Annotated in this window: 29 protein-coding genes and 1 pseudogene; 15 read left to right on the top strand and 15 right to left on the bottom strand. The window is 69.8% G+C overall.

The genetic code is table 11. The annotated features are described in order from the left end of the window. Window positions 1–55: 55 nt before the first annotated feature. Window positions 56–466: pseudogene (locus tag ACFE65_RS02555) on the top strand (IS630 family transposase); the annotation flags it as partial. 24 nt (window positions 467–490) lie between these two features. On the opposite strand, the gene ACFE65_RS02550 reads toward ACFE65_RS02555, so the two are convergent. The 13 genes from ACFE65_RS02550 to flgB form a co-directional block, all read right to left on the bottom strand. Beyond that, on the bottom strand, window positions 491–1,399 hold the full coding sequence (locus ACFE65_RS02550) for a flagellar motor protein MotB (protein ID WP_375380761.1): 909 nt from the start codon (window positions 1,397–1,399) through the stop codon (window positions 491–493). A 144-nt stretch (window positions 1,400–1,543) separates the two neighbouring features. Then, window positions 1,544–2,407, bottom strand: coding sequence for a flagellar motor stator protein MotA (motA, locus tag ACFE65_RS02545; RefSeq protein WP_375380760.1), 864 nt, complete (start codon window positions 2,405–2,407; stop codon window positions 1,544–1,546). Between the two features lie 153 nt (window positions 2,408–2,560). Beyond that, on the bottom strand, window positions 2,561–3,466 hold the full coding sequence (locus tag ACFE65_RS02540; protein ID WP_375380759.1) for a flagellin: 906 nt from the start codon (window positions 3,464–3,466) through the stop codon (window positions 2,561–2,563). Continuing rightward, window positions 3,466–4,812, bottom strand: coding sequence for a flagellar hook-associated protein FlgK (gene flgK / locus ACFE65_RS02535; protein WP_375380758.1), 1,347 nt, complete (start codon window positions 4,810–4,812; stop codon window positions 3,466–3,468). The genes ACFE65_RS02540 and flgK overlap by 1 nt, the downstream gene beginning before the upstream one ends. Beyond that, window positions 4,809–5,171: a rod-binding protein gene (locus ACFE65_RS02530; RefSeq protein ID WP_375380757.1), complete on the bottom strand. Its 363-nt coding sequence runs from the start codon at window positions 5,169–5,171 to the stop codon at window positions 4,809–4,811. Before ACFE65_RS02530 ends, flgK begins: the two co-directional genes overlap by 4 nt. Beyond that, window positions 5,168–6,265, bottom strand: coding sequence for a flagellar basal body P-ring protein FlgI (locus tag ACFE65_RS02525; protein WP_375380756.1), 1,098 nt, complete (start codon window positions 6,263–6,265; stop codon window positions 5,168–5,170). The genes ACFE65_RS02530 and ACFE65_RS02525 overlap by 4 nt, the downstream gene beginning before the upstream one ends. 44 nt (window positions 6,266–6,309) lie before the next feature. Continuing rightward, window positions 6,310–7,059 (bottom strand): flagellar basal body L-ring protein FlgH, encoded by a 750-nt coding sequence (locus ACFE65_RS02520; RefSeq protein ID WP_375380755.1) that lies wholly within the window; start codon window positions 7,057–7,059, stop codon window positions 6,310–6,312. Further along, window positions 7,059–7,847, bottom strand: coding sequence for a flagellar basal-body rod protein FlgG (gene flgG, locus ACFE65_RS02515; RefSeq protein ID WP_375380754.1), 789 nt, complete (start codon window positions 7,845–7,847; stop codon window positions 7,059–7,061). The genes ACFE65_RS02520 and flgG overlap by 1 nt, the downstream gene beginning before the upstream one ends. A 193-nt stretch (window positions 7,848–8,040) precedes the next feature. Next, window positions 8,041–8,784, bottom strand: coding sequence for a flagellar basal-body rod protein FlgF (gene flgF / locus ACFE65_RS02510; protein ID WP_375380753.1), 744 nt, complete (start codon window positions 8,782–8,784; stop codon window positions 8,041–8,043). Between the two features lie 23 nt (window positions 8,785–8,807). Beyond that, a complete protein-coding gene (gene flgE / locus ACFE65_RS02505; protein ID WP_375380752.1) occupies window positions 8,808–10,073 on the bottom strand; it encodes a flagellar hook protein FlgE in 1,266 nt (421 codons plus the stop codon). 37 nt (window positions 10,074–10,110) lie between these two features. Next, complete coding sequence (locus ACFE65_RS02500; protein WP_375380751.1) at window positions 10,111–10,824, bottom strand: flagellar hook assembly protein FlgD; 714 nt, start codon at window positions 10,822–10,824, stop codon at window positions 10,111–10,113. 2 nt (window positions 10,825–10,826) lie between these two features. After that, a complete protein-coding gene (flgC, locus tag ACFE65_RS02495) occupies window positions 10,827–11,237 on the bottom strand; it encodes a flagellar basal body rod protein FlgC (RefSeq protein ID WP_375380750.1) in 411 nt (136 codons plus the stop codon). A 1-nt stretch (window position 11,238) separates the two neighbouring features. Then, window positions 11,239–11,541, bottom strand: a complete 303-nt coding sequence (gene flgB / locus ACFE65_RS02490) for a flagellar basal body rod protein FlgB (protein WP_375380772.1) — start codon at window positions 11,539–11,541, stop codon at window positions 11,239–11,241. 265 nt (window positions 11,542–11,806) lie between these two features. On the opposite strand from flgB, the gene ACFE65_RS02485 reads away from it, so the two are divergent. The 8 genes from ACFE65_RS02485 to ACFE65_RS02450 all read left to right on the top strand — a co-directional run bounded on the left by ACFE65_RS02485 (window position 11,807) and on the right by ACFE65_RS02450 (window position 18,106). Next, the gene (locus tag ACFE65_RS02485) at window positions 11,807–12,460 is read left to right on the top strand and encodes a motility protein A (protein ID WP_375380749.1); all 654 of its coding nucleotides are present in this window, start codon (window positions 11,807–11,809) and stop codon (window positions 12,458–12,460) included. After that, window positions 12,457–12,990, top strand: a complete 534-nt coding sequence (locus tag ACFE65_RS02480) for a hypothetical protein (protein ID WP_375380748.1) — start codon at window positions 12,457–12,459, stop codon at window positions 12,988–12,990. Before ACFE65_RS02485 ends, ACFE65_RS02480 begins: the two co-directional genes overlap by 4 nt. Continuing rightward, window positions 12,987–13,538 carry a flagella basal body P-ring formation protein FlgA gene (locus ACFE65_RS02475; protein WP_375380747.1) on the top strand — a complete coding sequence of 184 codons (552 nt, stop codon included), beginning with the start codon at window positions 12,987–12,989 and terminating at the stop codon, window positions 13,536–13,538. The genes ACFE65_RS02480 and ACFE65_RS02475 overlap by 4 nt, the downstream gene beginning before the upstream one ends. A gap of 171 nt (window positions 13,539–13,709) precedes the next feature. Beyond that, entirely contained in the window at window positions 13,710–13,964 is a 255-nt protein-coding gene (flgM, locus tag ACFE65_RS02470) for a flagellar biosynthesis anti-sigma factor FlgM (protein ID WP_375380746.1), read from the top strand. Further along, window positions 13,942–14,271 carry a flagellar protein FlgN gene (locus tag ACFE65_RS02465; RefSeq protein WP_375380745.1) on the top strand — a complete coding sequence of 110 codons (330 nt, stop codon included), beginning with the start codon at window positions 13,942–13,944 and terminating at the stop codon, window positions 14,269–14,271. Before flgM ends, ACFE65_RS02465 begins: the two co-directional genes overlap by 23 nt. Before the next feature lie 170 nt (window positions 14,272–14,441). Continuing rightward, the gene (locus ACFE65_RS02460; protein ID WP_375380744.1) at window positions 14,442–15,281 is read left to right on the top strand and encodes a lytic transglycosylase domain-containing protein; all 840 of its coding nucleotides are present in this window, start codon (window positions 14,442–14,444) and stop codon (window positions 15,279–15,281) included. A 3-nt stretch (window positions 15,282–15,284) separates the two neighbouring features. Continuing rightward, complete coding sequence (gene flhA / locus ACFE65_RS02455; RefSeq protein WP_375380743.1) at window positions 15,285–17,339, top strand: flagellar biosynthesis protein FlhA; 2,055 nt, start codon at window positions 15,285–15,287, stop codon at window positions 17,337–17,339. After that, entirely contained in the window at window positions 17,336–18,106 is a 771-nt protein-coding gene (locus ACFE65_RS02450) for a sigma-70 family RNA polymerase sigma factor (protein ID WP_375380742.1), read from the top strand. Before flhA ends, ACFE65_RS02450 begins: the two co-directional genes overlap by 4 nt. Window positions 18,107–18,256: 150 nt before the next feature. Here the strand turns inward: ACFE65_RS02450 and ACFE65_RS02445 are convergent, their stop codons facing one another. Next, on the bottom strand, window positions 18,257–18,919 hold the full coding sequence (locus ACFE65_RS02445) for an SDR family oxidoreductase (protein WP_375380741.1): 663 nt from the start codon (window positions 18,917–18,919) through the stop codon (window positions 18,257–18,259). Between the two features lie 218 nt (window positions 18,920–19,137). Further along, window positions 19,138–19,947 carry a flagellin gene (locus ACFE65_RS02440; protein ID WP_375380740.1) on the bottom strand — a complete coding sequence of 270 codons (810 nt, stop codon included), beginning with the start codon at window positions 19,945–19,947 and terminating at the stop codon, window positions 19,138–19,140. 265 nt (window positions 19,948–20,212) lie between these two features. Between ACFE65_RS02440 and ACFE65_RS02435 the strand changes: the two genes are divergently transcribed. Genes ACFE65_RS02435 through ACFE65_RS02410 form a run of 6 tightly spaced genes read left to right on the top strand, consistent with a single transcriptional unit; the run spans window position 20,213 to window position 26,820 of the window. After that, complete coding sequence (locus ACFE65_RS02435) at window positions 20,213–21,568, top strand: sigma-54 interaction domain-containing protein (protein WP_375380739.1); 1,356 nt, start codon at window positions 20,213–20,215, stop codon at window positions 21,566–21,568. After that, complete coding sequence (fliE, locus tag ACFE65_RS02430) at window positions 21,565–21,939, top strand: flagellar hook-basal body complex protein FliE (RefSeq protein WP_375380738.1); 375 nt, start codon at window positions 21,565–21,567, stop codon at window positions 21,937–21,939. Before ACFE65_RS02435 ends, fliE begins: the two co-directional genes overlap by 4 nt. Window position 21,940: 1 nt before the next feature. After that, on the top strand, window positions 21,941–23,653 hold the full coding sequence (gene fliF, locus ACFE65_RS02425) for a flagellar basal-body MS-ring/collar protein FliF (protein WP_375380737.1): 1,713 nt from the start codon (window positions 21,941–21,943) through the stop codon (window positions 23,651–23,653). Further along, window positions 23,650–24,672, top strand: a complete 1,023-nt coding sequence (gene fliG / locus ACFE65_RS02420) for a flagellar motor switch protein FliG (protein WP_375380736.1) — start codon at window positions 23,650–23,652, stop codon at window positions 24,670–24,672. The genes fliF and fliG overlap by 4 nt, the downstream gene beginning before the upstream one ends. Then, on the top strand, window positions 24,665–25,486 hold the full coding sequence (locus tag ACFE65_RS02415) for a FliH/SctL family protein (protein WP_375380735.1): 822 nt from the start codon (window positions 24,665–24,667) through the stop codon (window positions 25,484–25,486). The genes fliG and ACFE65_RS02415 overlap by 8 nt, the downstream gene beginning before the upstream one ends. Continuing rightward, complete coding sequence (locus ACFE65_RS02410; RefSeq protein ID WP_375380734.1) at window positions 25,480–26,820, top strand: FliI/YscN family ATPase; 1,341 nt, start codon at window positions 25,480–25,482, stop codon at window positions 26,818–26,820. Before ACFE65_RS02415 ends, ACFE65_RS02410 begins: the two co-directional genes overlap by 7 nt.

The following is a 26,820-nucleotide window of genomic DNA, read 5'->3' as shown; positions in this document are numbered from 1 at the left end:
ATGGCGGCGTAATGTTCAACCGCCCGCCCACACACGGAAATCCTGACAGTCCCGCCATTGGCGCACGATGACCTTCCTCGCGGCGCTTCGCTGTGACCGGATCGACGCCCCCTGCGTGCTCGACCAGCCGATCAACGGGCAGAGCTTCACCGACTATGTCGAGCAGTGCCTCGTGCCCACGCTCCCGCCCGGCGATGTCGTCATCATGGACAACCTGTCGAGCCATAAGAAGCCCGCCGTGCGCGCCGCCATCCGTGGTGCCGGGGCAAGGCTGTTATTCCTCCCGCCCTACAGTCCCGACCTGAACCCGATCGAGCAGGTCTTTGCCAAGCTCAAGCATCTGCTGCGCAAAGCCGCCGAACGATCCCACGAACAAACATGGCGCCGCATCGGCTCTCTCCTCGACGCCTCCTCGTCCAACGAATGCGCCGCATACCTCACCAGCTCCGGCTATGCTGCAGCTTAATGTCATCCCGCTCTAGAACGGCCCCTACTGCGTGAAACTGCCCGCCCGGTACAGCAATGTGATCGACACGCGGCGGTTGCGCGGGTCGGCAGGGTCCTTGACGATCATCGGCTCGCGATCGGCGACGCCCTCGATCCGGTCGAACCGCGTGTCGGGCAACCCGCCCGCCGCCAGCCGCCGCCGCGTCGCCTCGGCACGAGCGGAGGACAGCATCCAGTTGTTCATCGCCGCCGGATTGCCATAGCCGAGGTTGTCAGTGTGGCCGCGGATCATGATCGGGTTGGCCATCGCCTTCACGGAGCCCGCGACCAGCCCGATCAGCTCGCCCGCCTCCGGCTCCAGCGCGGTGGTGCCGAGCGCGAACATCGAATAGTCCGCGTCGTCGATCAGGTCGATCCGCATCCCGTCGCGCGTCATCGTGAAGTGGACGTGCTTGCCGAGCTTCGCCAGGTCCTTGGTCGCCGCCATCCCGGCCAGCACGCGCCGGCGCAGCGTCTCGAAGTTCTTCTTGTCCTCCTGCGCCATCGCCTCGCGGCTGCGCAGCGTGCCGTCGGGACCCGATCCGACCGACGCACCGCCGGTGGCGCCGACCGGCACCGTCAGCACGCGCGTGCCGGTCTGCGCCGCCCGATGCGGCAGATTGTCCGCATCGACCAGCGAGTCGCCGCCCAGCAGCCCGGAGCCGCCGACGCCGACGTGGCGCGTGTCCACCAGCGTGGGGGCGAAATAATCGGCGATGCCCTTGCGCTGCTTTTCCGTGGTGGCGCCGAGCAGCCACAGCAGCAGGAAGAACGCCATCATCGCGGTCACGAAATCGGCATAGGCGACCTTCCACGCGCCGCCATGATGGCCGCCATGGCCCTCGATGAAGATCTTCTTGACGATGACCTTGGGGGGCACGTTGGCGCCATGGGGTGCGCGGGCGGCGGGCATTACGAGGCCTGCCCAGCCGCACGATCCAAAATGTCCGTTCGTCCTGAGCCTGTCGAAGGACATGCCCAAGAGGCGTCGGTCGCGTTCGTGGCCGGTCCTTCGACAAGCTCAGGACGAACGGAGGAGGAGATGAGGCGCATTGCCTTACTTGCCCCGCAGCCCGTCGAACACTTCAGCGAAGCCGGGCTGGTTCTTGTGCTGGATGCCCGCGCGTGCCGCCTCGATCACCAGCGGCTGGGGATGGCCGTGGAGCGAGGCGATGATGATCTGCTTGACGACGTCATAGATCGCCGCGTCCGCGTCGATCACCTGTTTCAGCCGGCCCGCGAGCGGCGCGACGATGCCGTATGCCAGCAGCACGCCCATGAACGTGCCGACCAGCGCCGATCCGATCATTCCGCCCAGAATGGAAGGCGGTTTGTCGATCGAGCCCATCGTCTTCACGATGCCGAGCACGGCCGCGACGATGCCGAGCGCGGGCAGCGAGTCGGCGAGGCTGGTGAGCGTCGTGTGTGGCCCTTCCACCTCGTGGTGGTGGGTCTTGAGCGAATGGTCCATCACCTCCTCGACCGCGTGGACGTCGAGCGTGCCCGACGAGACGACGACGAGCCGCAGCGTGTCCGCGATCAGGTTGACGAGCGTGTGATCGGCGACGAGCCGGGGGTATTCGGCGAAGACGGCGGACGACTTGGGGTCCTCGACATGCGGCTCGAGCGCGATCGGGCCTTCCATGCGCAGCATCTTCATCAGTTTCGACACCAGGAAGATGACGTCGAGATAATCCTGCTTCTTGTATTTCGGCCCCTTGAACACCTTGGCGAGGCCGCCGCCGATCGCTTTCAATTCCTTGCCCGAATTGCCGATGATGAGCGCGCCGGCGGCCGCGCCGCCGATGATGAGCATCTCGTGCGGGATCGCCTCCATGACGGGGCCGAGCGCGCCGCCGGTGATGGCGAAGCCGCCGAACACCATGGCGAGCAGGACGACGAGGCCGATGGCTGGAAACATGGGTGGTGGGGTCCCCGCGGGAGTGTGGGGAGATCGTTACCGGGAGCCGGTAGCGATAAGGTTAATGGGCGGAGAGACTTCGATCCACCTCCGTCCTCTGCCTTCCTCGTCCCGTTCGTGCTGAGGGCGAACGGGTTTGGAGAAACGTGGCGATTACTTCAGGTAATCGAACAGGTTCAGGCTGGACAATTTGGTGAAGCTCGCTTGCGTCGCCTGCAGCACCGTCATGGTCTTCTGCAGCTCGACGATCGCCTGCGTCGGGTCGGTGTCCTCAAGGCTCGATCGCGCCGCCTCGCGGTCGGTGGCGACCGTCGTCAGCCGGCTCGTCTCGACGTCGAGCCGGGCGCCGCGCGCGCCGAGCGACGCCTGTACGTCGGTCACCTGCGTCGCGGCGGTCGACAGGTCGGTGATCGCGCCGCCCAGCGCGTCGGTGGTGTCGCCGCCGGCCTTCAGCGCCGTCGCCAGCGCGGCGATCATGTCGATCGCATTGCGGCCGCCGGACAGGCCCAGCACCGCCGTCGCACTCTCGGACGGCTGCACCGATTGGCCATCGCCGATCGGGATTGTGGCCGTCGTGCCCGACGCGAGCGTGTGCGTGCCGTCGGCGTTGGTCGTCACCGCGTCGCCGCTGGCCGAGCCTGCGAACAGCGGCTGGCCGCGCGTGTCCTTGCCGTTCGCGATCGCGGTCAGCTCGTCGGCGATGCCCGACAGCTGGGTGGCGATCACGCCGCGGTCGGCATCGTTGAGCGTGCCGTTGCGCGCCTGGATCGTCACCTCCGACGCCTGTTGCAGCAGGCTGGTCATGGACGCCAGCGCGGTGTCGGCGCTCGTCAGCACGCCTTGCGCGGTCGTGATGTTCGCCTGGGACGCGGTGGTGTCGGCGGTGTCGGTCGCGATCGTGCGCAGGCGCTGGTAGGCGACCACGTCGTCCGATGCCGCGGACAGCTTCTTGCCCGTCGAGATCTCCGTGTTCAGCTTGTCCGACTGCGCGGTCAGCGCGGTCATGGCGCTCGACGTGCGGTCGTAGAACAGCGAGGTGGAGAGTGCGCCGATCGTCATCAGTTGATCGCGATGATCGACTGGAAGGTGTCGCGCGCGACCTGGATCACGCGGCTGGACGCCTGATACGCCTGCTGGAACCGCATCAGGTCGACCGCCTCGGTATCGAGGTTGACGCCCGACACCGCGTCGCGCGCGGTGACCGCGCCGTCGTGGATCGTCGTCTGCGCGGTCGCGACCGTCTGCTTGGCGGCGAGCGCGGCGGCGGTGTCGGCGACGAGCGCGGTGGTCTTGTTCTCGACGCCGCTGCCGGTGCGGAGCGTCGCGAGCGCCGCTAGGTTGCTGTTGTCGCGCGTGCCGCCGCCATGCGCGGCCGCGGCGATGCCGGACGGATCGGTGAGCGACAGGGTCAGATCGGTCGGCGTCGCGCCCACCGAGAACATCGCCGCGCCGGGCGTACCGTTCAGGTCGTCGCCCTGCGCCTGCACCGAATTGACGCCGTCCGCGAACGACGAGGCGAGCGTGTCGAGCTGGGTGCGCGAATCGCTGATCCGGCTGGCAGCATCGGCGATGCCCGCCAACGCCCCGCCGCCCGGCACGAGCGCGGCCGCCTGGCCGTCGCGATGCACCGCGAACGACACCGCGCCCGTGTCACTGCGCGCATAGGTGACGTGGCCCGCGTCGTTGCCCGCGACGAACGTCGGGCCGCCGGCGCCGCCCAGTCGCACGGTCGCGCGGCCCTGCGCGTCGGTCTGCACGTCGACGTCGCTGATCGCGCTCATCTGTTCGGTGATCGAGTCGCGCTGGTCGGCAAGGCTGGCGGCGGCGCTGCTGCCCGCGGCGGCGCGGCCGAGGCCGTCGTTGACGCTGGCGAGCGACTGACCCAGCGTGTCGAGCTGCGCGGTCGCATCGTCGGCGGTGCCGTCCATGTCGGAGGCGACCTGGTCGAGCGCGCGGCCGGTGCCCGTGAACGCGCCGGCGACCGACGTCCCCGCCTCCAGCATCGTCGAGCGCGCGGCGGACGAGGTCGGATCGGCGGCAAGCGTGGTCGAGGCGGTGAAGAAGCCGGTGAGCCGGTCGCCCAACTGGTTGCCCGTCAGCGCGGTCTGCACCCGGTCGAGCCAGGTCGCCCCGGCCTGCGTGCGCGCGAGATCCGATGCCGAGCCGCGGACTTCCGCCGTCTTGTAGGTGTCGGTGATCCTGCCGATGCCGGTCAGCGTCACGCCGCCGCCGGCGAGCGACCCACCGCCGGACAGGCTGGAGCCGACCGCCGTGACCTCCGCGAGGTTGGTGGTGCGGCGCGCATAGCCGGCGGTGCCGACGTTCGCGATATTGTCGGACACGGTTCCGAGCGCGGTCTGATACGCCCGCACGCCACTCGCACCGATCGACATCAGATCGCTCATCCGGGCGGTTTAGCGGCGTCCGGGTTAAGATCGGATTGAGATTTCGACAGGAAGTCGGTCATCGCCTTGCCGATGCCGAGTGGCGTGTTCTGCGCCATCGACTTGGTGATCTGCGCATCCTGCATGTCGCTGAACGTGTCGATCGCCTTCGAGTCGAACAGCGGGTCGGCGAGCTTCGCCTGCCGCATGCTTTTCAGCATCATGCCCGTGAATACCGTCTCAAACTTCTCGCCCGCGGCCTTGAGGTTGTCCTTGGACTTGAGGCGGCTCGTGTCGGACGCGGCGGCCCCGGCGGTTCCAGTGATCGGGCTTGCGCCCTTTGGCCCAGTGATCGGCGAGAGCGCGGGAACGTCGCTCACAGGACGATCAACTCGGCCTTGAGCGCGCCGGCTTCCTTCAGCGCCTCCAGGATCGCGACGAGGTCGGCGGGGCTCGCGCCGATCGCGTTCACCGCCTTGACGATGTCGGCGAGCTTGGGGCCGGGCGCGAGGAGGAACATCGGCTTGTGCTCCTCGTCCACCGATACCTGGCTGTTGGGCGTGACGACGGTCTGCCCCTGGCTCAGCGGCGCGGGCTGGCTGACCTGCGGCTTCTCGTCGATCCGCACCGTCAGCTTGCCGTGGGTGACGGCGGCGGGCCCGACCCGGACCGCGGCGTTGATGACGACGGTGCCGGTGCGCGCGTTGACGATGACACGGGCGGGCGGCTCGGCGGAGACGACGTCGAGGTTCTCGATCGTCGACATCAGCCCTGCGCGCACGTCGGCGCCGGGCGGCGCCTTGATGGTGATCGACACGGCGTCGAGCGCCTCCGCCGACCCTGCGCCCAGCCGGCGGTTGACGGCGGCGGCGACGCTCTGCGCGGTCGTGAAATCGGCGCGCGCGAGATTGAAGGTCAGCGCCGGTGCGGTATCGAAACCCGTCGCTACCGCACGCTCGACGGTCGCTCCCTCGGGGATGCGGCCGGTGGAGGGGATGTTGATGACGATCTTCGACCCGTCCGCGCCCTCCGCGCCCAGTCCGCCGACCGCAAGGTTGCCCTGCGCCATTGCGTAGATCTGGTTGTCGGCGCCCAGCAGCGGCGTCAGGATCAGCGATCCGCCCCGCAAGGATTTCGCCTTGCCCATCGAGGCGACGGTGATGTCGAGGCGCTGCCCCGGCTTGGCGAACGGCGGCAGCTCGGCCGTGACCAGCACGACGGCGGCGTTCTTCATGCTGGGGTTGGTGCCGGGCGGCAGCTGCAGGCCGAAGCGGGATGCCACCGCCTTCAGGGTCTGGACGGTATATTCGAGGTTGTCGTCGCCCGTGCCGGGCAGGCCGACGACGACGCCATAGCCGGTCAACTGGTTGGAACGGATGCCCTGGAACCCGCCCAGGTCCTTCACCCGGTCCGCGTGCGCGGGCATGGCGATCGACAGGAGCGCGACGGCGAGCGATACGAGCAGATGCTTCATCATGCTCCCTGATCGCATCGCATGGTTAACAAGCCGTCGCCACATCAGAACGGGCTCACGATCTGGAAGAAGCGGCTGAGCCAGCCCTGGCGGCTGGCACGCGCGACGTCGCCCTTGCCGGTATACTGGATCTGCGCGTCGGCGACGCGGGTGGAGAGCACGCGGTTCTCCGTGTCGATGTCGGCGGAGCGGACCACGCCCTTGATCTTGACGTACTCGTCGCCGCGGTTGAGCGTCACGCGCTTCTGCCCCTGAACCAGCATCGTGCCGTTGGCATAGACCGCCGCGATCGTGACCGAGACCTCGCCCGACAGCGAGTTCGCCTGATCCGCGGTGCCGCCGCCGGTGAAGTTGCGCGTGCCGCTCGCCGACGCGTTGACGTTCTTCAGGAACGACAGATAGCCGGTGGTCGGCGGGGTGATCGACAGGCCGCCGCTCGAATCGAGCTTGGAGTTGGCGGATTTGGACGCACTGGTGCTCTCGACCAGCACGATCGTCAGCGGATCGCCGACGTGCTTCGCCCGGCTGCCCTCGTACAGCGCGGCATAGCCGCCCGCCGCCTGGAAGATCGCGCCGTCGGGGACGGGAGCAGCGACCGGCAAGGTCGGGACCACCGGCGCACGGACGACCGAGAAATCCTCCGCCGGCTTCTTCTTGGGGATAAGCTTCGCATCGGCGTCCTGCGGCAGCATCGCGGCGGCGACGAGCGCGAGCGCGGCGGCACCGAGCGCGAGCTCGATCCCGAAACCGGCGATCGAACCCGGGCGGAACCGGACGGGGATCCTGGTGGCCATCAGATGTTCTGGTTGACGTATTTGAGCATGTCGTCACTCGCCTGGATCATCTTGGAATTGACCTCATAGGCGCGCTGCGTTTCGATCATGTCGACCAGCTCCTCCACCACGTTGACGTTGGAGCCTTCGAGCATGCCCTGGCGGATGTTGCCGCGCCCGTCCTGCCCGGCGATGCCCATCGTCGCCGCGCCCGACGCCGCCGTCTCGACCAGATAGTTGTCGCCCGTCTCCTTGAGGCCGGCGCCGTTGGGGAAGCTCGCGATCTGGATCTGGCCCAGCGTCGACGGTTCGGTCTGGCCCGCGATCGTCGCCGTCACCGTGCCGTCCGTCCCCATCGTCACCGCGGTCGCGTTCTGCGGCACGGTGATGCCGGGCTGCACCTGATAGCCCTCGTTGGTGACCAACAGGCCCTCCGCCGAGCGCGAGAAGTTGCCCGCGCGCGTGTAGCCGAGCTGGCCGCCCGGCAACTGCACCTGGAAATAGCCGTCGCCGTCGAGCGCCATGTCGAGGCTGTTGCCGGTCGTCGCGAGCGAACCCACGGTGTCGATCCGGCTGGTGCCCTGGATCTTGACGCCGGTGCCGACGTTCAGCCCGGTCGCGTATTTCGTCTCCGCGGTCGACTGGGCGCCGGGATCGGTGACGGTCTGGTACGTCAGCGTCGCGAAGTTCGCCCGGTCCTTCTTGAACCCGGTCGTGTTGACGTTGGCGAGGTTGTTCGAGATCACCCGCATGCGCATGTCCTGGGCATCGAGCCCGGTGCGCGCGATGTGCATCGCTGCGATCGTCATTGTCTTGTCTCCGCTACTGGGAAAACGGTGTGCTTGAGTTGATCCTCCCCCGCCAGGGGGAGGGGGACCATGCGCAGCATGGTGGAGGGGGAGGACTGGCAAACGTTCGTGAGTCCTCCCCCTCCACCACCGGGCTGCGCCCGGCGGTCCCCCTCCCCCTGGCGGGGGAGGATCGTCGGGTTATATGCCGGCATCACGACGGCAGCCGCATCGTCGACGCGCCGCTCTCGTCCATGTCCTTGGCGGACTTCATCATGTTAGCCTCGACCTCATAGGCGCGCTGGTTCTCGATCATCGCGACCAGCGCGGCCGTCATGTTGACGTTCGATCCCTCGATCGCCCCCGATTGCACGCTCGCCTCCATGTCGTCGGGCAGCGTGCCGCCGCCCTTGACGTGGAGGAGGTTGTCCGTGCCCTTGACGGTCGTCGTGCCTGCGGTGCTGACGAGCTTGATCTTGTCGACCACTTGCGGGTTCTTGGCGTCGCCGCCCTGCGGCACGATCGAGATCGTGCCGTCGCCCGCGATCTTGAGCGAGTTGTACGGCGGCACGGTGATCGGCCCGGTCGAGCCCATCACCGGGAACCCGTCGCCGGTCTGCAGCACGCCCGACGGCGCGACCTCCAGGTCGCCGCGGCGCGTGTAAGCCTCGGTGCCGTCACTGCCCTGCACCGCGATCCAGGCATCGCCCGCGACAGCGACGTCGAGGTCGCGCCCAGTCTGCTGGATCGTGCCGGGCGTGCGGTCGCAGTCTGTCACCTCCTCGCCCGCCGGCGCGCGGTCGGCAAAACCGGGTCCGTCGAGCTGGAGCCGGTCGAACACCGCGCGATCGGCGCGGAAGCCCGTGGTGGACGCGTTGGCCATGTTGTTGGCGATCGCCGCCTGCGCGCCCAGTCGCGCCTTGAGGCCCGACGCCGCCGTGTAGACCAGCTTGTCCATGGAAGGCTCCCGCTACCTGCCGATCAGCTGCGGATGTCGAAGATGGTCTGGGTGATCTGACTCTGCGTATCCAGCGCCTTGGCGTTCGCCTGGAAGTTGCGCTGCGCCGCGATCAGGTCGACCAGTTCCTCGGTGATGTCGACGTTGGAGCCTTCGAGCGTGCCGCTCATCAGCGAGCCGAAACCCGCCTCCCCCGCGGTGCCGAGCTTGGCGCTGCCCGACGTGCCGGTCGCCGACCAATAGCTGTCGCCGATCTGGCGAAGCCCGGTCGGGTTGTTGAAATTGGCGATGGCGACCATGCCGAGCTTCTTGCTGTCGCCGTTGGAGAAGCTCGCGGTGACGACCCCGGTGTTGTCGACCGACACGCCCGACAACTGCCCCGCGGCCTTGCCGTCCTGGCTGCGCGAGGCAACCGAGAAGGCCGACGCGACCTGCGTCGAGCCGGCGAAATCCAGGCTCAGCGCCTGCGTCGTCGTAGCGCCCGTCGGCTGGATCGCGTCATAGGTGGTCGCGGTCGTCGGTGCCGTCAGGCCGCCCTGCGCATTGAAGGTCAGCGTCACCGGATCGGCCGACCCGCCGACCGTCAGCGGCTGGCTGTCGAGGTACGAATGCACCTGCCAGGTGCTCGATCCGTCGGTGCCGGTGGAGGGCTGGCGGACGTAATAGCTCGTCATCGTCTCCGCATTGCCGTTCGCGTCATAGACGGTGGTGGCGGTGGAGTTGTTGAAGCTGGTGGGATCGGTGCGATCGAACGTCGTCGTCGTCGGCACCGTCGAATTGGACGACAGGTTCACGTCGAGCGATACCGCGGTCGACGCCTTGGGCGTGCCGCTCGTCTGCGGCAGCGTCAGGTTCATCAGCCCGTCGGTGCCGGTGGCGGTCGGGTTGCCCTCCGAATCCACCGGATAGACCTGCAGCATGCTGCCCTGCGCGTCGACGACGTTACGGTTGGTGTCGACGAGGAACGAGCCGTTGCGGGTATAGTCCGTCGCGGCCGTGGCGCCGTCCGTCTTGACCGCGAAGAAGCCGTCGCCCGAGATCGTTAGATCGAGCGCCGATCCGGTGGTGGTCAGATTGCCTTCGGTGAACTGCTGGACATTGCCCTTCACCACCGTGCCCGAGCCGACGATCTTGAGCGGATCGGACGCGAGGTTGGACGCGATCACGTCCGCGAACTCCGACCGGCTCTTCTTGAAGCCGCTGGTGGAGACGTTGGCGAGGTTGTGGCTGATGACCGACATGTCGGTCTGCGCCGCCTGGAGGCCGCTCAGCGAGGTATAGAAGGTCATGTGCGTTGCTCCTGCGACGGGTTCGTTATGGGGTGGATCAGCCGACCTGGCGGACGGCGGAGACATCGACCGAGCCGAGCCCGGTCACGTTGAGGGTGGGGGTGCCGCCGGTGGGCAGCGAGACGGAGGAAACGGGCGCCCAGACCAGGCTGCGGCTGGTGACGGCGGTGCCGCTGTTCTGCGCGTTGACCGATATGGTGAAGGGGCCGTTGCCCGCGGCGGCACCGGCATCGGTGGTGCCGTCCCAGTCATAGGTCGCGGTGCCCGCCGGCTCGGCGCCCAGCGATAGCGTCTTCAGCGTGTTGCCGCTCGCGTCGTTGATCGAGACGGTGACGTCGCTCGCCGCGCCGTCGAGCTCCACCGCGCCGGCGATCCCGCCCGACGTGCGCGCATAGGCGGTCGATCCCTGCGTCAGCACCGTCTTGCCGACGTAGGAGAGCGCGTCCGACGTGCTGGTGGCGCCGAGCTTGCTCGCGATGCCGGTCAGCGTCGTGTTCATCTGGCTGATGCCGGCGACGGACGAGAACTGCGCCATCTGCGCGACCATCTGGGTGTTGTCGACGGGGCTGAACGGATCCTGGTTCTGCAACTGTGCGGTCATCAGCTTCAGGAAATCCGCCTGGCCGAGCGTCGTGCTGCCGGTCGCCGTCGACGCGGCGACGGCCGTGTTCGCCGCAGCCGTGCCCGAGGTGGCGATGCCGAGGCTCGACAGCGTCGAGTCGAACGTGGAGGTCGAGGGGATTGAGGTCATGGTCAGCGGCCCATCTTGAGGGTGTCGAGGATCAGCGATTTCGCCGTGTTCATCACCTCGACGTTGTTCTGGTAGCCGCGCGACGTCTCCATCATGTCGACCAGCTCGCGCGTCTCGTCGACGGCGGCCTCGAAGACATTGCCGTCCTTGTCGGCGACGGGATTGGAGGGATCGTAGCGCTTGGTGGCGGCTTCCTGCGTCGAGACGACGCTTTCCACGTCGACGGTGGCCATGCCGCTCGCCTTGTCAAAGCTGGTGCGGAACACAGGCTTCATCGAATGGTAGGCGGTGGCTTCGCTGCCGGCGACCTGGCCCGCGTTGGCGAGGTTGGACGCGGTAGTGTTCATGCGCGTCAGCTGCGCGCTCATCGCGCGTCCGGCGACCTGGAAGATGCTGAGCGGCGTGTCGGCCATGCTATTCCCCCTTCAGCGCGCGAGTCATCTCGCCGATGCGGCCGTTCAGGAACGACAGGGTCGTCTGATACTGGACGGCGTTCTCGGCGAAGGCGGTCTGCTCGGCGTTGAGCTCCACCGTATTGCCGTCGAGGCTGGGCCCGGTCGGCAGGCGGTATCTGGTCGCCGACGCGATGGCGGAGTCGGTCGTGCCGCCAGTGTCTGTCGACTGTTCGACAGCCGACAGCGCCGACTGGAAATCGAGGTCCTTCGCCTTGAACCCGGGGGTGGAGGCGTTGGCGATGTTCGACGCGAGCAGCCCCATGCGCTGGGAGCGCACCTCCAGGGCTGCTGCGTGAATGCCGAACAGGGCGTCCTGTGCCACCTTGCGAAAGGTCCTTGAGTGTTGGTCCGCTCAGATCAAAGCAACGGCCGTGCCAATTGCCGCATCCGAGCCCGACGACACCCGTCGGCGGCGGAGCGGCAAGGCGGGCGGCAACGGCTTGCCGCCCATCCGGCAAGCTTGCCGCCAGCCCGGCAGCGCCGTCGCCGCACGCACAACTGGCCCGACGCTTGCAGTGCGGTGGCCGATGACCCCCGCTTCCTTCCTCGATCCGATCGCGCTCGCGCTGGTGATCGGCGGCACCATCCTGGCCGCCGTGCTGCGGACGCCGGGCCGCGACCTCGCCCGCGCGGTGCGGGCGCTCGCCACCCTCGCGCGCGCGCCGCTCAAGGCGCAGCCACTTGTCGACCAGATCGGCGCGCTGTCGCGGATCGCACAGCGGCACGGCGTGATGGCGCTCGACCGGACGGTGCTCCACGATCCCGATCTCGCCGGCGCGGTCTCCGACATCGTCGACGGGCTGTCTCCCGATGCGGTGGCGGAGCGGCTGGAACAACGTCGCCAGGCGCGCGTCGAACGCCACTGCGCCGCCGCCGAGGCCTGGGCGGGCGCCGCCGAGGTCGCGCCGGCAATGGGCATGGTCGGCACGCTCGTCGGCCTGGTCCGCATGTTCGCGAGCATGACCGATCCGCATGCGATCGGCGCGGCGATGGCGGTCGCGCTGCTGGCGACGCTGTACGGCGCGCTGCTGTCCAACCTCCTCGCGGCGCCGATCGCCGCGCGGCTGCGGGCGCGCGCCCGTGCCGAGGCGTTCGAGCGGACGCTGCTCGCCGCGCCGCTGCTGGCGCTCGCGCGGCGTGAGGCTCGGCCGGTGCCTGGCGGACGGGCGATGGCGGCATGAGCTTCCACTTCCCCGAACGATCCCCCGCCCGCGCGACCTGGCTGGTGACGCTCGCGGACCTCGCGCTGCTGCTGGTCGGCTTCTTCGTGCTGCTGCAGGCGCATCCGACCGACGGCCGGGCGCTGGCGGGCGCGTTGCGCGATCGGTTCGGCGATGCCGGGCCGGCCGCTCCGGCCGCCAGGCGCGCGATGCCGGTGGGCGCGGCCGCGATCGATGGCTTCCTGCCCGGCTCGGCCGCGCTCCCCCGCTCGCCGCGCGCGGTGCTCGACTGGGCCGGCGACGCGGCGCGCGATCCGCGTACCACCCTCACCATCACCGGTGGCACCGACGGCAGCGCCGCCGACGTCGATCCGGTAAGCGGCAGCGGCGCGGTGCTCGCCGCCGATCGCGCGCGCGCGCTCGCCGCCGTACTCGCGCCCGTGCTGGCCGCGGCGCACGTCGCGCCCAGCCACATCCTCGTCGCCACCACCACCACGCCCGGCCGCCGCGCCGCGACCGTGACGGTGGGTTTCACCGGGAATCAGCCATGAAGCCAGCCTCAAAGCCGTCGGTGAAAACCGCCCTGCTCTGCCTGTCGCTCGCCTCCGCCACCACGGCCGCGGCCGCCGGCTTCCAGAGCACGGCGGCGCTCGACCATGCGGTCGCCTCGTTCACCGGCCGGCCGGTCGGGGCGGACGGCGGCGCCCGGACGCCCGTCGACCCGCGGCTGAAGCTCGCCGCCTGCCCCACCGTCTCGATGGCGTGGCGGGGCGAGAACCATGATGCGGTGGTCGTCACCTGCTCGGGCGCCGACGCCGGCCAGTCGTGGCGGCTGTTCGTCCCCATCCTCCACGCCGCGCCCTTGCCGATCGCGCCCGGCATCGTGCCGGCGATGACCGTCAAGGCGCCGCCGGTGATCCACCGCGGCGATCCGGTGCTGGTGGAGGCGGGCAGCGACGGCTTCACCATCACGCGCGAGGGGATCGCGATGGGCGACGCCGCGCCCGGTGCGCGCTTCCTCCTCAAGGTCGACGATGCCAAGGGCCCGGTCCAGGCCGTGGCGGTCGACAGCGGCCGCGCGACGCTGCCGGGGTGGTAGGCCCGGCCGCCCGCGTCGCGCCGGTCATCAAGAAATTGCTAAAGCCCGCCGCAGCCCGGCCGTTTCACCGCCCGACGAGGTCAGGCACAGGGCATGGGCATGATGGACGGGATCAGTTCAGCGGGAGGGACGGCGGTCGGCGGAGCCGCCGATCCACGCATCATCGCTCCGGTGCGGACCGCACCGGTTGCCGCGACGGTGCCGGTCGCGACACCGGCATCGACGCCGACGCAGATCGCGCAGTCGCAACTGGCGGCCCTTTCCAAGGCGGTCGCGGCGGATGCGCCCGTGGACACCGACAGGGTCGACCGGATCAAGGCCGCGCTCGCCAACGGGACCTTCCCGATCCTGCCGGCGACCATCGCCGACCAGATGCTGTCGTTCCGCTACGAATGGATGTCAGATGACCCCAAGTCCCAGGACTAGGCGTGATGCGCTGATCCGTGTCATCGAGTCGCTCCACGGCGAGATCGATGCGCTGAAATCCAACGATGTCGCGGCGCTGGAACGCGCGACCGGCGCGAAGCTCGCCGCGATCGAGGAGGTCCGGACGCTCGGCGACGGCCCCGCGGGACCCGAGCTGCGCGAGCTGGCGGACGAGGCGGACCGGTTGAACGAGACGTGCCGCATCTACGTCAACCTGCTGGCGGCAAATGTCCGCCGCCGCCTGCAGATCCTGACCGGCGACCGCGGCAACGCGTACAGCCGCGGCGTGATTGCGGCCTACGCCTGATCCCCTCCCGTCACCCCGGCGTTGAGCCGGGGTCCCGCTTCTTCCTCGTGCTTCAGAAGAAATAGCGGGACCCCGGGTCAAGCCCGGGGTGACGATTCGCCTGGCACGCCCCTTGCTAGTCCATTCCTGACGGAGCCGCCCATCGGTGGCTCATTGCCGGCAGGGGTTTCGTGGGCGTCAGTTCGGTTCTTGCATCCGCCGCGGGTGGCATCCAGTCGGCGATCGCGACCGCCGCGCGGACGACGGGCGTCGATTTTTCTTACCTGCTCGGCCAGGCGAAGCTGGAGAGCGGGCTGAACGCGACCGCGCATGCCGGCACATCGTCCGCATCGGGCCTGTACCAGTTCATCGACCAGAGCTGGCTGTCCGTCGTCAAGAAGCACGGCGCCGAACACGGCCTCGGCTGGGCCGCCGACGCGATCAGCCAGGGCGCGGGCGGGCATCTGTCCGTCTCGGACGGCGCGACCAAACAGGCGATCCTTGCGCTCCGCAACGATCCCGGCACCGCCAGCCTGATGGCCGCCGCCTCCGCGTCCGACAACAAGAGCGCGCTCGAGGCGAGCCTCGGCCGCGCCGCGACGGGCACCGATCTGTACATGGCGCATTTCCTGGGGCTCGGCGGCGCGCGCCAGTTCCTGACCGGCATGGCCGCGAACCCGCAGGCGAGCGGCGCCTCGCTGTTCCCCGCCGCCGCGAGCGCCAACCACGCCGTCTTCTACGCCGCCGACGGCAGCGCGCGGTCGCTGTCCGACATCTATGCGCGCTTTGCCGACAAGCTCGGCGCGGCCGCAAGCGGCACGCTGCCCGCCGGCACCAGCATCGAGGCGGCACTCGCCGACGGGTCGACGGTCGTCGGCGGCGCTGGTGAAAGCGCGGACGACGCGGTCGCCTGGGCCAAATCCACCATCGGCCAGCTCCGCACCGCCGCCGGCAACACCGGCAGCCTGCTGCGCCCGACGCCCGGCACCGCGCGGCTGGCGTATCTGATGCTCGCGAACATGGAGGGCTGAGCCATGGGCAAGATCCCCTTCCGCAGCGCCGCGCTGCCCGCCGGCATCCTGCTGCTCATCGCGTTGATGGTCGTGCCGATCCCGGCCGCGATGCTAGACGTCTTTTTCGTGATGAACATCACGATCAGCCTCGCGGTGCTGATGGTCAGCCTGAACGCGCAGAAGCCGCTCGATTTCTCCGCCTTCCCGACCGTGCTGCTGTTCGCGACGCTGTTCCGGCTCGCGCTCAACGTCGCCTCGACGCGCATCGTGCTGGTCCACGGCCACACCGGCGAGGCGGCGGCGGGCCATGTCATCCAGGCGTTCGGCAGCTTCCTGATCGGCGGCGACTATGTCGTCGGCATCTTCGTCTTCTCGATCCTGATGATCATCAACCTGATCGTCGTCACCAAGGGCGCCGGCCGCGTGTCCGAAGTCTCCGCGCGCTTCACGCTCGACGCGCTGCCCGGCAAGCAGATGGCGATCGACGCGGACCTGAACGCCGGCCTCATCACGCCCGACGAGGCCAAAGTGCGCCGCGTCGAGGTCGCGACCGAGGCCGATTTCTACGGCTCGATGGACGGATCGTCCAAGTTCGTGAAGGGCGATGCGGTCGCCGCGCTGCTGATCCTCGCCGCCAATGTCATCGGCGGGCTGATCCTGGGGCCGCTCAGCCACGGGCTCACCTTCTCGCAGGCGGCGCACAGCTACATCCTGCTGGCGATCGGCGACGCGCTGGTGGCGCAGTTGCCGTCGCTGATGCTGTCGATCGCCGCCGCCGCGATCGTGACGCGCGTCAACTCGACACAGGACCTCGCCGGCCAGATCGGGACGCAGTTCGGATCGGTCCGCACCTGGACGCCAGTGGCGGTGATCCTGGCGCTGCTCGGTATCCTGCCTGGCATGCCGCATCTCGTGATCCTGCCCGCCGCCGCGGGCGCGGGGTTCATGGCATGGCGGCTGCGCAAGATCGCCAACCGCCCGCTCCCGCCCGAGCCCGTCGCCGCCGCGCCCGACCCCGCCAAGATCGGCTGGGACGAGGTGACGGACGCGATGCAGGTGAACCTCGACATCGGCTATGGCCTGGTGGCGCTGGCCGACGAGCGTCGCGGCGCGCCATTGATGGGCCGGATCACGGGGGTGCGGCGGCAATTGTCCAAGGACCTGGGCTTCGTGGTGCCGCAGGTGCGGGTGCGCGACGACATCAACCTCGCGCCCTATACCTATCGCATCATGGTCGGCGGCGTGTGCGTCGGCGAGGACCAGGTCGCGCCCGACGAGATGCTGGCGCTCGACACCGGCCAGGCGGTCGGCAGCTTGCGTGGCAAGAAGGCCAAGGACCCGACGTTCGGCCTCGACGCGACCTGGATCGCGACCGGCGACGCGGATGCCGCGACCGGCGCCGGCTATCTGGTGGTCGATCCGAGCACCGTCATGGCGACGCACCTCAACCACGCGCTGGGCAGCCAGTCGGCGGAGCTGCTCGGCCCCGACGAGGTCCAGTCGCTGCTCGACGGTCTCAAGGAACGCTCGCCGCAGCTCGCCGCCGCGCTGGTGCCCGCGCCCTTGTCGCTGACCGTGCTGACGCAGGTGCTGCGCGGATTGCTCGCCGAGAACGTGCCGCTCAAGGAGTTCCGCCGCATCGCCGCCGCGATCAGCGTCGTCGCGAGCCGGACGCAGGACCCGGACGAGATCATCGAGGCGATCCGGCCCGACCTCGGCCCGCTCATCATCGGCCGGCTGTGCGGGGTGCGCGAGCCGCTGCGCGTCATGACGCTGGAGGGCGGCCTCGAAGGGCTGCTCGGCCAGGCGGTCCGCTCCGATCCCCAGCGTCGCCACGCGATCGAGCCCGATCTCGGCCGCCGCATCGTCGACGCACTCACCCACGCCGCCCAGCCGCTGATCGACGAGGCCAAGCCGTTCGCGCTCGTCGTCCAGCCCACGATCCGCGTCGCGATCCGCAAGCTGGTCCGCACCTGCCTTCCGGATACTCCCGTCATGAGCTTCTTCGAAGTGCCCGAGGACAAGTCGGTCGAGGTCGTCGCGGTGATCGGCGCCAGTCAGCCGGCTCTCGCATGACCGCGCAGCCCTCTCCCCAGACGTTCGCGGACGCTCAACCCGTTCTTGGCCAGCTCACCTACACCCCGCGCCCCAAGGCCGGGCGCGAGGCGGAGGCGCTCGTGCGCCAGCACCTGCCACTGGTGCGCCGGCTCGCCTGGCACGTCCATGGCGCGATGAGCACGCTCGTCGACGTAGAGGATCTGGTGCAGGTCGGACTGATCGCGCTGGTCGAGGCGGCGAGCGGCGGCGCGACCGAGGATCGCGGTGCGATCGCGTACCGCCAGTATCTCGTCACCCGCATCCGCGGCGCGATGATCGACGAACTGCGCCGCCAGGCGACCACCACGCGCGGTGCGATGCGCCGCCGCCGCGCGCTCGCCGAGGCGACGAAGGTGCTGACCCACGAGACCGGCCGCGCGCCCGACGAGGCCGCGGTGGCGACGAAACTGGGCGTGTCCGTGGAGAAGCTACGGACCGACTATGCGACCGCCGAAGCGGTCCGCTTCGAGCCGATCGACGACGTCTATGCCGACGACCTGCCCTGGTTCGCGAGCGAGGAGCCCGACGCGTTCGACCAGCTCGCGCACGGCGAACTGCGCGACGCGCTGATCGCCGCGATCACCGCGCTGCCCGAGCGCGAGGCGCTGGTGATCCAGCTCTACCATGTCGAGGAATTGAACCTCGAGGAGATCGGCCAAGTAATCGGCGTCGGCGCGGCGCGGGTGTGCCAGATCAAGGCGGCGGCGCATGCCCGGCTGAAGAAGGCACTGGGCGGGCGGCGGTAGGAGCGTGTTTCGAACCGCTGAGCTTAATAACCGTTCGTGCTGAGCCTGTCGAAGCACATGCCACGAGGTCGACTGTTTGGGGCATGTCCTTCGACAGGCTCAGGACGAACGGGCGAATAGATTGGCGTCGTTGAACCCCACCCTGCCTGCCTACCAAGCCACCACGCTGTTCCGGTAATCCACGAACGTCGCGCCGCCGGTTTCGCGCCGCGCCTCCAGCATGTCGACGAGCGCCGGAATCGACTGCTCGATCGACAGCGGCGCGCCCGCGCCGCCCATGTCGGTGCGGACCCAGCCGGGCGCGACGGCGAGCCAGGTGCGGCTGCCCGTGTCGCGTGCCTCCAGGCTCTTCAGCCCTGTGTTGAGCGCCGCCTTGGTCATCCGATACGCCTCCCAGCTGCCGGTCGTGTTGTTCGCGATGCTGCCCAGCCCCGACGACATCACCGCCACCGTCGCGTCCGCGCGCGTCAGGGGCTCCAGCCGTTCGATCAGCCGCAGCGGCGCATAGGCGTTGGTCAGCATCGCCTGCGCGAAGATCGCCGGGTCGACCGTGCCGATCGGCGCCGCAGGATCGGGCGCGATGCCGGCGTTGACGAACAGCAGGTCGATCCGCGCCTGTCCGAGTTTCGCCGGCAGGGCGTCCACGCCAGCCCAGTCGGTCACGTCGAGCGTGACGACGTCGAGGCCCGGCTCCGGCGACAGAGCAGCGGGGTCGCGGACTGTCGCGATCACCTGCCAGCCGCGTCCGTGCAGCTCCTGCGCCAGCGCGCGGCCGAGCCCGCGCGACGCGCCGATGACGAGGGCGGTAGGCATGACGTGGTTCTCCGATTGCGACCGCCCGCCAACGCTCCGCCGTCGCGCCGGGTCCGCCTGCCCCCGCGTGAACTGCCCGCTCCCGAACTGCCCGCTCCCGAACTGCCCGGACGCGAAGAACCCCGGCGGCATCGCTGCCACCGGGGTGTCTCCCGTCCGGCGATCGTCCGATCGGCCCCGGCACCCAAAATGGGGGCGGCGCCGGGACCGATGCCCGATTACTGGAGAAGCTTCAGCACGCCCTGCTGGCTCTGGTTCGCCTGCGCGAGCATGGCGGTGGATGCCTGCGACAGGATCTGCGCCTTGGCGAGGTTCGCCGTCTCGGCGGAGAAGTCGGTGTCGCTGATCTGGCTCTTGGCGGCCGTCAGGTTGGTGACGTCGCTCGTCATGTTGTTGACGACCGAGGTCAGCTGGCTTTCCGCGGCGCCCAGGCCGGCCCGCTTCGTGTTCACTGTCGTCAACGCCGTGTCAAGGGTCGCCAGCGCCGAGGACGCGCCGCTCTGGGTCGAGACATCGACGCTCGTCGCGCCGGTCAGCGTCAGGGCGGACAGATTGAGCGCCACCGTGTCGGACGCGGTCGCGCCGGTCTGGATCGTCACCGAGCCTGCCGATCCGTCGAACAACGCCACGCCGTTGAACTTCGTGTCGGCCAGCGTGCTGGTGATCTGCGTCTGGAGTGCGGTGACTTCGGTCTGCATGTCGGCGCGGTCGTCGGCGCCATAGGTTCCCGACGCGGACTGGACCGCCAGCTCGCGGATGCGCTGGACCATGTTGGTCACCTCGTCGAGCGCGCCGTCGGCGGTCTGCGCCATCGAGATGCCGTCGTTCGAGTTGCGGATGCCCTGCGTCATGCCGCGGATCTGCGCGGTCATCGAGGACGAGATGGCGAGGCCCGCCGCGTCGTCCTTCGCCGAGTTGATGCGGCTGCCGGTCGACAGGCGCTGCATCGACGTCGACAGCATGTTGTTGGCCGAAGTGGATGCATTGGCGGCGCGCAGCGCCGAGATGTTGGTCGCGATCACGGTCATGGAATATCTCCGTTTGTTCTGCGGTTTCCCCGCCGCCCCCAGAGCGGAAGGCCGAGCCGCCGGATGGGGTAACGGCCGTGTCGCGGCGGGCTTAAGCGGAAAATCGACGACGCCCGTCCGGTCCGACGCTCCTCGCGCGCGTACGACGCGCAGGCGCGTCGCGAGAGCGGGCGGCGCGGGCGGAAATATTCTGCCGCCCATTTTGGCCCCTTAGCGATCGTTTAACCACTCGGGCCGCATTCCCCTCGCATCCAAGGGGACCCGCATGCGTTCGATCCTTCCGTCCAAGACCGTTCTGGCACGCCGCTACGCGCTGGTGTCGTCGCTGCGCGCGCAGGGCTTCGCGATCGCCGGCGAGGGTGAACGTGCCGACATGCACCTGCTGACGGATGGCGAGCCGGTCACGGCGCCTGCGCGCAGCGTGGTGGTGGGCGACGTCGACGCGAACGCGGGCGAGGCCCCGCGCATGGTGCCCGGCACCAACGGCAACCCCGCGCGGATCGCCTTCGCCCATGCCGACGCCGCGATCGGCAACGGCTTCGTCCGCGCCGCGGTCGCCGGCCCCGACGCGCCGACCGCCGCCGACCCCGAGAGCCTGGCGCTGCTGGCGCTCGCCGAGCGGGTGGCGCAGGCGGACATCACCGTGCTCGTCAACGGACCCACGGGCACCGGCAAGGAAGTGATCGCCCGCGCGATCCACAACAACTCGCCGCGCCGCGACGGCCCGTTCATCGCGATCAACTGCGCCGCGCTGCCCGAATCGATGCTGGAGGCGATGCTGTTCGGTCATCAGAAGGGCGCGTTCACTGGCGCCTCGTCGGGCGGCGAAGGCTTCTTCCGCGCGGCGCACGGCGGCACGATCCTGCTCGACGAGATCGCCGAGATGCCGCTCAACCTTCAGGCCAAGCTGCTGCGCGTGCTGCAGGAGCGCGAGGTGGTGCCGATCGGCGCGACCACGCCCCAGGCCATCGACGTGCGCGTCGTCGCCTGTGCCAACCGCGATCTTCAAGGCGAAGTCGCCGCCGGCCGGTTCCGCGCCGATCTCTATTACCGCCTGTCCGTCTTCCCGCTGATGACGCGCCCGCTCGCCGAGCGGCCGCAGGACATCCCCGCGCTCGCCGCGACGATGCTGCTGCGCCACGCCGGCACCCGCAAGTCCGTCCCCTGGCCGACGCGCGACGCGGTGGACGCACTGATAGCGCACGATTGGCCCGGCAACGTGCGCGAGCTCGAGAACGTGATCCAGCGCGCGCTGCTGTTCTGCGCGAGCGACACGATCGAGGCGAGCCACATCGTGTTCGACCGGCCGATGGCGACCGCGCCGACGCCGGCCTCCTCCGTGCTACAATTCCCGTCGCCGGAGCACGACGGGACGCTGGGCAAGGTCGTCCAGATCAGCGAGTTCGCCGCGATCCGCGAGACGTTGCGTGCATGCGGCGGCAGCCGGATCGAGACCGCGCGGCGGCTCGGCATCTCCGAACGGACGCTCCGCTACCGCCTTGCCAAGGCGCGCGAACAGGGTGAGGATTTCGCGCGTGTCCGCGCTGGGGGTGAGGATTTCGCGCGTGTCCGCGCTGGGGGTGAGGACTTCGCCCGGTTCAGCCAGGCGGGTGCGGCATGAGCGTCTCAAGCATCGGCAGTGCGGGCGGGATCGACCGGGTGATGGCGCTGCGTGCGCAGATCCTGGAGCAGAACCAGGCACTCGGCCGCGCCAATGCCGTCGGCGTCGCGGCACCGGCCACAGCCCTCACCACGACCACCGCCGCGCCCGCCGCCAGCTTCACCGACACGATGAGCCAGGCGCTCGCCCAAGTGAACGCCGGCGAGGTGCAGGCGGACAAGGTGTCGGAATCGTACGAGCGCGGCGAAACGGTCGACATCGCCAAGGTGATGCTCGCCCGCCAGCAGGCGTCGGTCGGCTTCGAGGCGACGCTGCAGGTCAGGAACAAGCTCCTGTCCGCGTACAAGGACATCATGAGCATGCCGGTCTGACATGAGCGCGCTCATCCCCTCCAACGGGCTCCCCTCGCCCCTCCCCGGCAGCACGCTCGTGCCCGAGCGGTTCGCCAACCCGTTGCGCCAGATCCAGGGCGTGCTCGCGCAGCCCGCGATCCGCCGCTCGCTGCCGATGGCGCTGCTGATCGGCCTGATCGGCGCCGCCGCGCTCGCCTGGATGACCTTGTCGACACCGACGCAGAAGACGCTGTTCACCGGGCTGCCCGATGCGGACAAATCCGCCGTCGTCGCCGCGCTCGACCAGGCGAACATCAAGAACCACCTGGACGAGGGCACCGGCGCGCTGACGGTGGGCGAGGACGATTTCAGCCGCGCGCGCATGCTGCTGGCGGGCCAGGGCCTGCCCAAGGCGGCGCCCGGCGGCTACGCGATCCTCGATCAGCTGCCGATGGGCGTCAGCCGCGCCGTCGAGGGCGAGCGCCTCCGCCAGGCGCGCGAGACCGAGCTTGCCCGCTCGATCGAGGAGATCGACTCGGTCGCCGACGCGCGCGTGCACCTCGCGATGCCGGAGACGAGCGTGTTCGTCCGCGACAGCGCCAGCCCGTCGGCGTCGGTGATGGTGAAGCTCAACGCCGGGCGCAGCCTGGACGACGCGCAGGTGCGCTCGATCGTCAACCTCGTCGCCTCGTCCGTGCCCGGCATGAAGCCCGATGCGGTGGCGGTCGTCGATCAGATGGGCACGCTTCTGACCAAGACGGGCGGCGCGGGCGACAATGCGGGCGAGGAGCGGCTGAACGTCCAGCGCCGCACCGAGGACAAGGTGCGCGAGCAGGTGGTGCAGCTTCTCACCCCGCTCGTCGGCGCGGGCAACTTTACCGCGCAGGTGCAGGCCGACGTCAACCTGGACGAGACGCAGGCCACGCGCGAAAGCTACGACAAGACAGGCGCGCTGCGCGCCGAGACGGGCAATTGGATCGGCAACCAGAAGGATGCGACCGCGCCCGGCGGCATCCCCGGCGCGCTGTCCAACACGCCGCCCGCCGCGAGCAGCGTGCAGCAGCCGACCGCGGTGCCCGCCCCCGGCACGCCCGCCGCCGGTGCGCCCTCGGGCACTCCTGTCGCCGGCGGCGCCGCGCCCGATCCGGCGAAGCAATCGGACAGCTATCAGCGCGCCTATGACCTGGGGCGCGAGGTGTCCGTCACCCGCGCCGCGCCGGGCGGCGTCAAGCGCCTGTCGGTCGCCGTGCTGCTGCGCGATCCCGAGAAGGGCAAGCGCACGCCCGCCGAAGTCACGCAGATCACCGAGCTGGTGAAGAGCGCGGTCGGTTTCGACCAGGCGCGCAACGACAACGTCATCGTCGTCAGCCGCAAGTTCGCGGGCACGGACGTGACCGACATCAAGCGGCCATGGTACGACAACAGCTGGCTGCCGATGCTGGCGCGCAACGTGACCGCGATCGCGATCGCGCTGATGGTGCTGATGCTGGGCGTGCGCCCGCTGCTCAAGACGATCGGCAAGAAACAGGCAGCGGGCGCCTTGGATGGCCCGGCCGGCAAACCGATCGGCGCGGCCGACGGCACTGGCAGTGACGAGGTCGGCGCTGCGATCCTGCCGCCGGTGACGCTCGAGCAGATCGAGACGTCGAGCAGCTTCGACGAGCGGGTCGGCGCGGTGCGTGGCTTCACCCGCGACAACCCCGCGCGCGCGGCGCTGGCCGTCCGCGACATGATCCGCGCGGAGGCCAAATGAGCGTCGAGGCCGCGCGCAACTACACCGGCGTCGAGCGCGCCGCCGTGCTGATGATGCTGGTCGGCGAGGACGAGGCCGCCGCCATCCTTCAGAAGCTCGATCCCGAGGAGGTGCGCCAGCTCGGAAGCGCTATGTTCAAGGTCGCCGACGTCTCCGAACGCGAGGTGGAGGACGTGTTGGACGATTTCGTCGGCCGCGCGCGCGAGCGGACCGGCATCACCTTCAACCCCCGCCCGCAGATCGAGGCGGCGATGACGCGCGCGCTCGGCTCGGCGAAGGCGGACAGCGTGCTCGCGCGCATCACGCCGCCCGAGGCGGCGTGCCAGATCGACCTGCTCGACTGGATGGACGCGCACGACATCGCCGCGGTGCTCGACAAGGAGCATCCGCAGATCGCCGCGGTGCTGATCGCCAACCTCGACGGATCGGTCGCGAGCCAGGTGCTCGAACTGCTGCCCGACGCGATCCAGCCCGACATCCTCCATCGCATCGCACGGCTGGGACCGATCACGCCGGAGGCGGTGGAGACGCTGCGCTCGATGCTGGCCGCGCGCGCGGGCGGCGGGTCGCAGGGGGGCAGGATGGGCGGGGGCGTCACCCTGGGCGGCACGCGCGAGGCTGCGCGTATCCTGTCGGGCGCGCGCAAGGCGACCGAGCAGCGCGTGATGCCCAAGCTGTTCAAGATCGACAAGGACGTCGCCCGGCAGATCGAGGAGGCGTTGTTCGTCTTCGACAACCTGCTGGAGATGGACGACAAGAACCTCGGCATCCTGATCCGCAACGTCGACACCGACGCCCTGACCCGCGCGCTGAAGGGCGTGGACGAGAGTGCGCGAGGCCGGTTCCTCGGCTGCATGTCCGCGCGCGCCGCCGACGGTATCCGCGACGAGATGGAAGCACGCGGGCCGATGAAGCTGTCGGAAGTGCTCGATGCGCAGAAGGTCATCATCGGCGTCGCGCGCCAGCTCGCCAAGGACGGCACGCTCCAGATGGGCGGCGGCGACGACGATTATGTCTGAGTTTCCCGCACCGGCGTCAGGGTTCGTCGCGGGCTTCTCCGCGCGGCACGAGGTGTCGGCGCCCGTCCTCGCGCGCGCGTTCACGACCGGCGACGGGTTCGCGGCGGTGGACGTCCGCGATCGGATCACGGCGCCGGCTCCGCGCCCCGCGACGCCGACCTCCTTTTCCCCGCAGGCGCCCGGCAAGCCCGGCCCCCGCCATTACGCTCCCGCCGATCGCTCGCAGAACCCGACGGAAGGCTGGGACCCGCTCGACCCGACGCTGCCCGATCCGTCGCTCGCAGGGTCCGGGCCGAGCGTGGATCACGTCGCCCAGGCGCGCGCCGCCGGCTATGCCGAGGGGCTGGCCGTCGCGCAGGAGACGATGGCCGCCGCGGTGACGCAAGCGGGGGAGCGCGACCGGGCGCTGCTCGCCGGGCTCGTCGACCAGCTGGCGACCGGCGGCGCGATCGACCGCGACGCGCTCGCCGCGCAACTGCGCCAGACGGTGCTGCTGCTGGTCGGCAAGGTGGTGGGCGAGGCGGGCGTGTCGCCCGATCTGCTCGCCGGACGCATCGCCGCGGCGGTGGATCATCTGTCGGACAAGGCCGAATCGGCGCTGCTGCGTGTCCACCCCGACGACGTGGCGCTGCTGTCGGGTCGCCTGCCCGACACGGTGTTCGCCGCCGGCGACCCGGCGGTCGCGCGCGGCAGCTTCGTGCTGGAGACCGCCTCCACGATCGTCGAGGATGGGCCGGGGCTATGGCTCGACCAGCTCGCGCAGGCGGTGGACCGGGTCGCGGTGCCTTCGCATCGTTCGCAGGCGCCATGCTGAACCGGTTCGCGGCCGATTATCTCGGCGGGATGGCGGAGGCGGCGTTCGCGCCCAAGGCCGCGATCTCCGGCCGCCTGTCGTCCTGCGACGGGCTGCTGATGGAGGCGGTCGGGCTGTCGCTGCCGGTCGGCACGGTGTGCTCGATCGGTGCCGACGAGAATGGGGGAGCAGGCAGTGTGGAAGCCGAGGTGATCGGCTTCCGGAACGGCCGAACGCTGATGATGAACCTGGGCGGCCCGGCGCCGCTGCTGCCGCAGGCGCCGGTACGACCGCTTGGGTCCCCTGGCGAGGCGCAGGTCGGCGCGGTGCTGCTCGGCCGCGTGATCGACGGCTCCGGGCGGCCGATCGACGGGCTCGGCCCGATCCGTGGCGCGACCGCCTGGCCGCTCGCCGGCAAGCTGCAGTCGCCGCTCGACCGCGGGCGCGTGCTGAAACCGATGGACGTGGGCGTGCGCGCGATCAACGGGCTGCTCACGATCGGCCAGGGGCAGCGCGTGGGAATCATGGCGGGCTCGGGCGTCGGCAAGTCGGTGCTGCTGGGCATGATGGTGCGCGCGGCGGAGGCCGATGTGGTCGTCGTCGGCCTGATCGGCGAGCGCAGCCGCGAGGTCGCCGACTTCCTCGAGACCAAGGTCGCCGGCGCGGCGCGCGAGCGCGCGGTGGTGGTGGCGGTGCCCGCCAACCACTCGCCGGTGCTGCGGATCCGCGGCGCGCTGCGCGCCACCGCCATCGCCGAAGCCTTCCGCGCCGAGGGCAGGAAGGTCCTGCTCATCATCGATTCGCTCACCCGCGTCGCGCATGCGGGGCGCGAGATCGGGCTGGCACTGGGCGAGCCCGCCTCCGCGCGCGGCTATCCCCCGTCCGCGATCGCAATGCTGCCCAATCTGATCGAGCGCGCGGGCACCTGCGTCGCGAGCGGCGGGTCGATCACCGCCATCTACACCGTGCTGGCGGACGGCGACGACGGCAACGACCCGGTGGTGGACGCGGCGCGCTCGATCCTCGACGGGCATATCGTGCTGTCGCGCAAGCTCGCGGAGCGCGGCGTCTATCCGGCGATCGACCTCGGTCCCTCGGTCAGCCGGGTGATGACCGACATTGCGGACCGGCCCCACCTCGCCGCCGCGCGCGTGCTGCGACGGCACCTGTCGACGTACGAGGAGAACCGCGACCTGGTGCTGATGGGCGCCTATCGCTCGGGCGCGGACCCGGCCGTCGACCGCGCGCTCGCCTGCCACGGCGCGATCCTCCAGTACATCCGCCAGGACGCCGACGAGACGGTGGACCTGGCAACGTCGGTGGCCGAGCTCGTCGGCGTGTTCGGCGATGCCTGA

The organism is uncultured Sphingomonas sp. (genome assembly GCF_964237335.1).
Classification (GTDB): domain Bacteria; phylum Pseudomonadota; class Alphaproteobacteria; order Sphingomonadales; family Sphingomonadaceae; genus Sphingomonas.
Note: the sequence above shows the minus strand (reverse complement) of the source record. Positions and strands in the feature narration are given on the sequence as shown.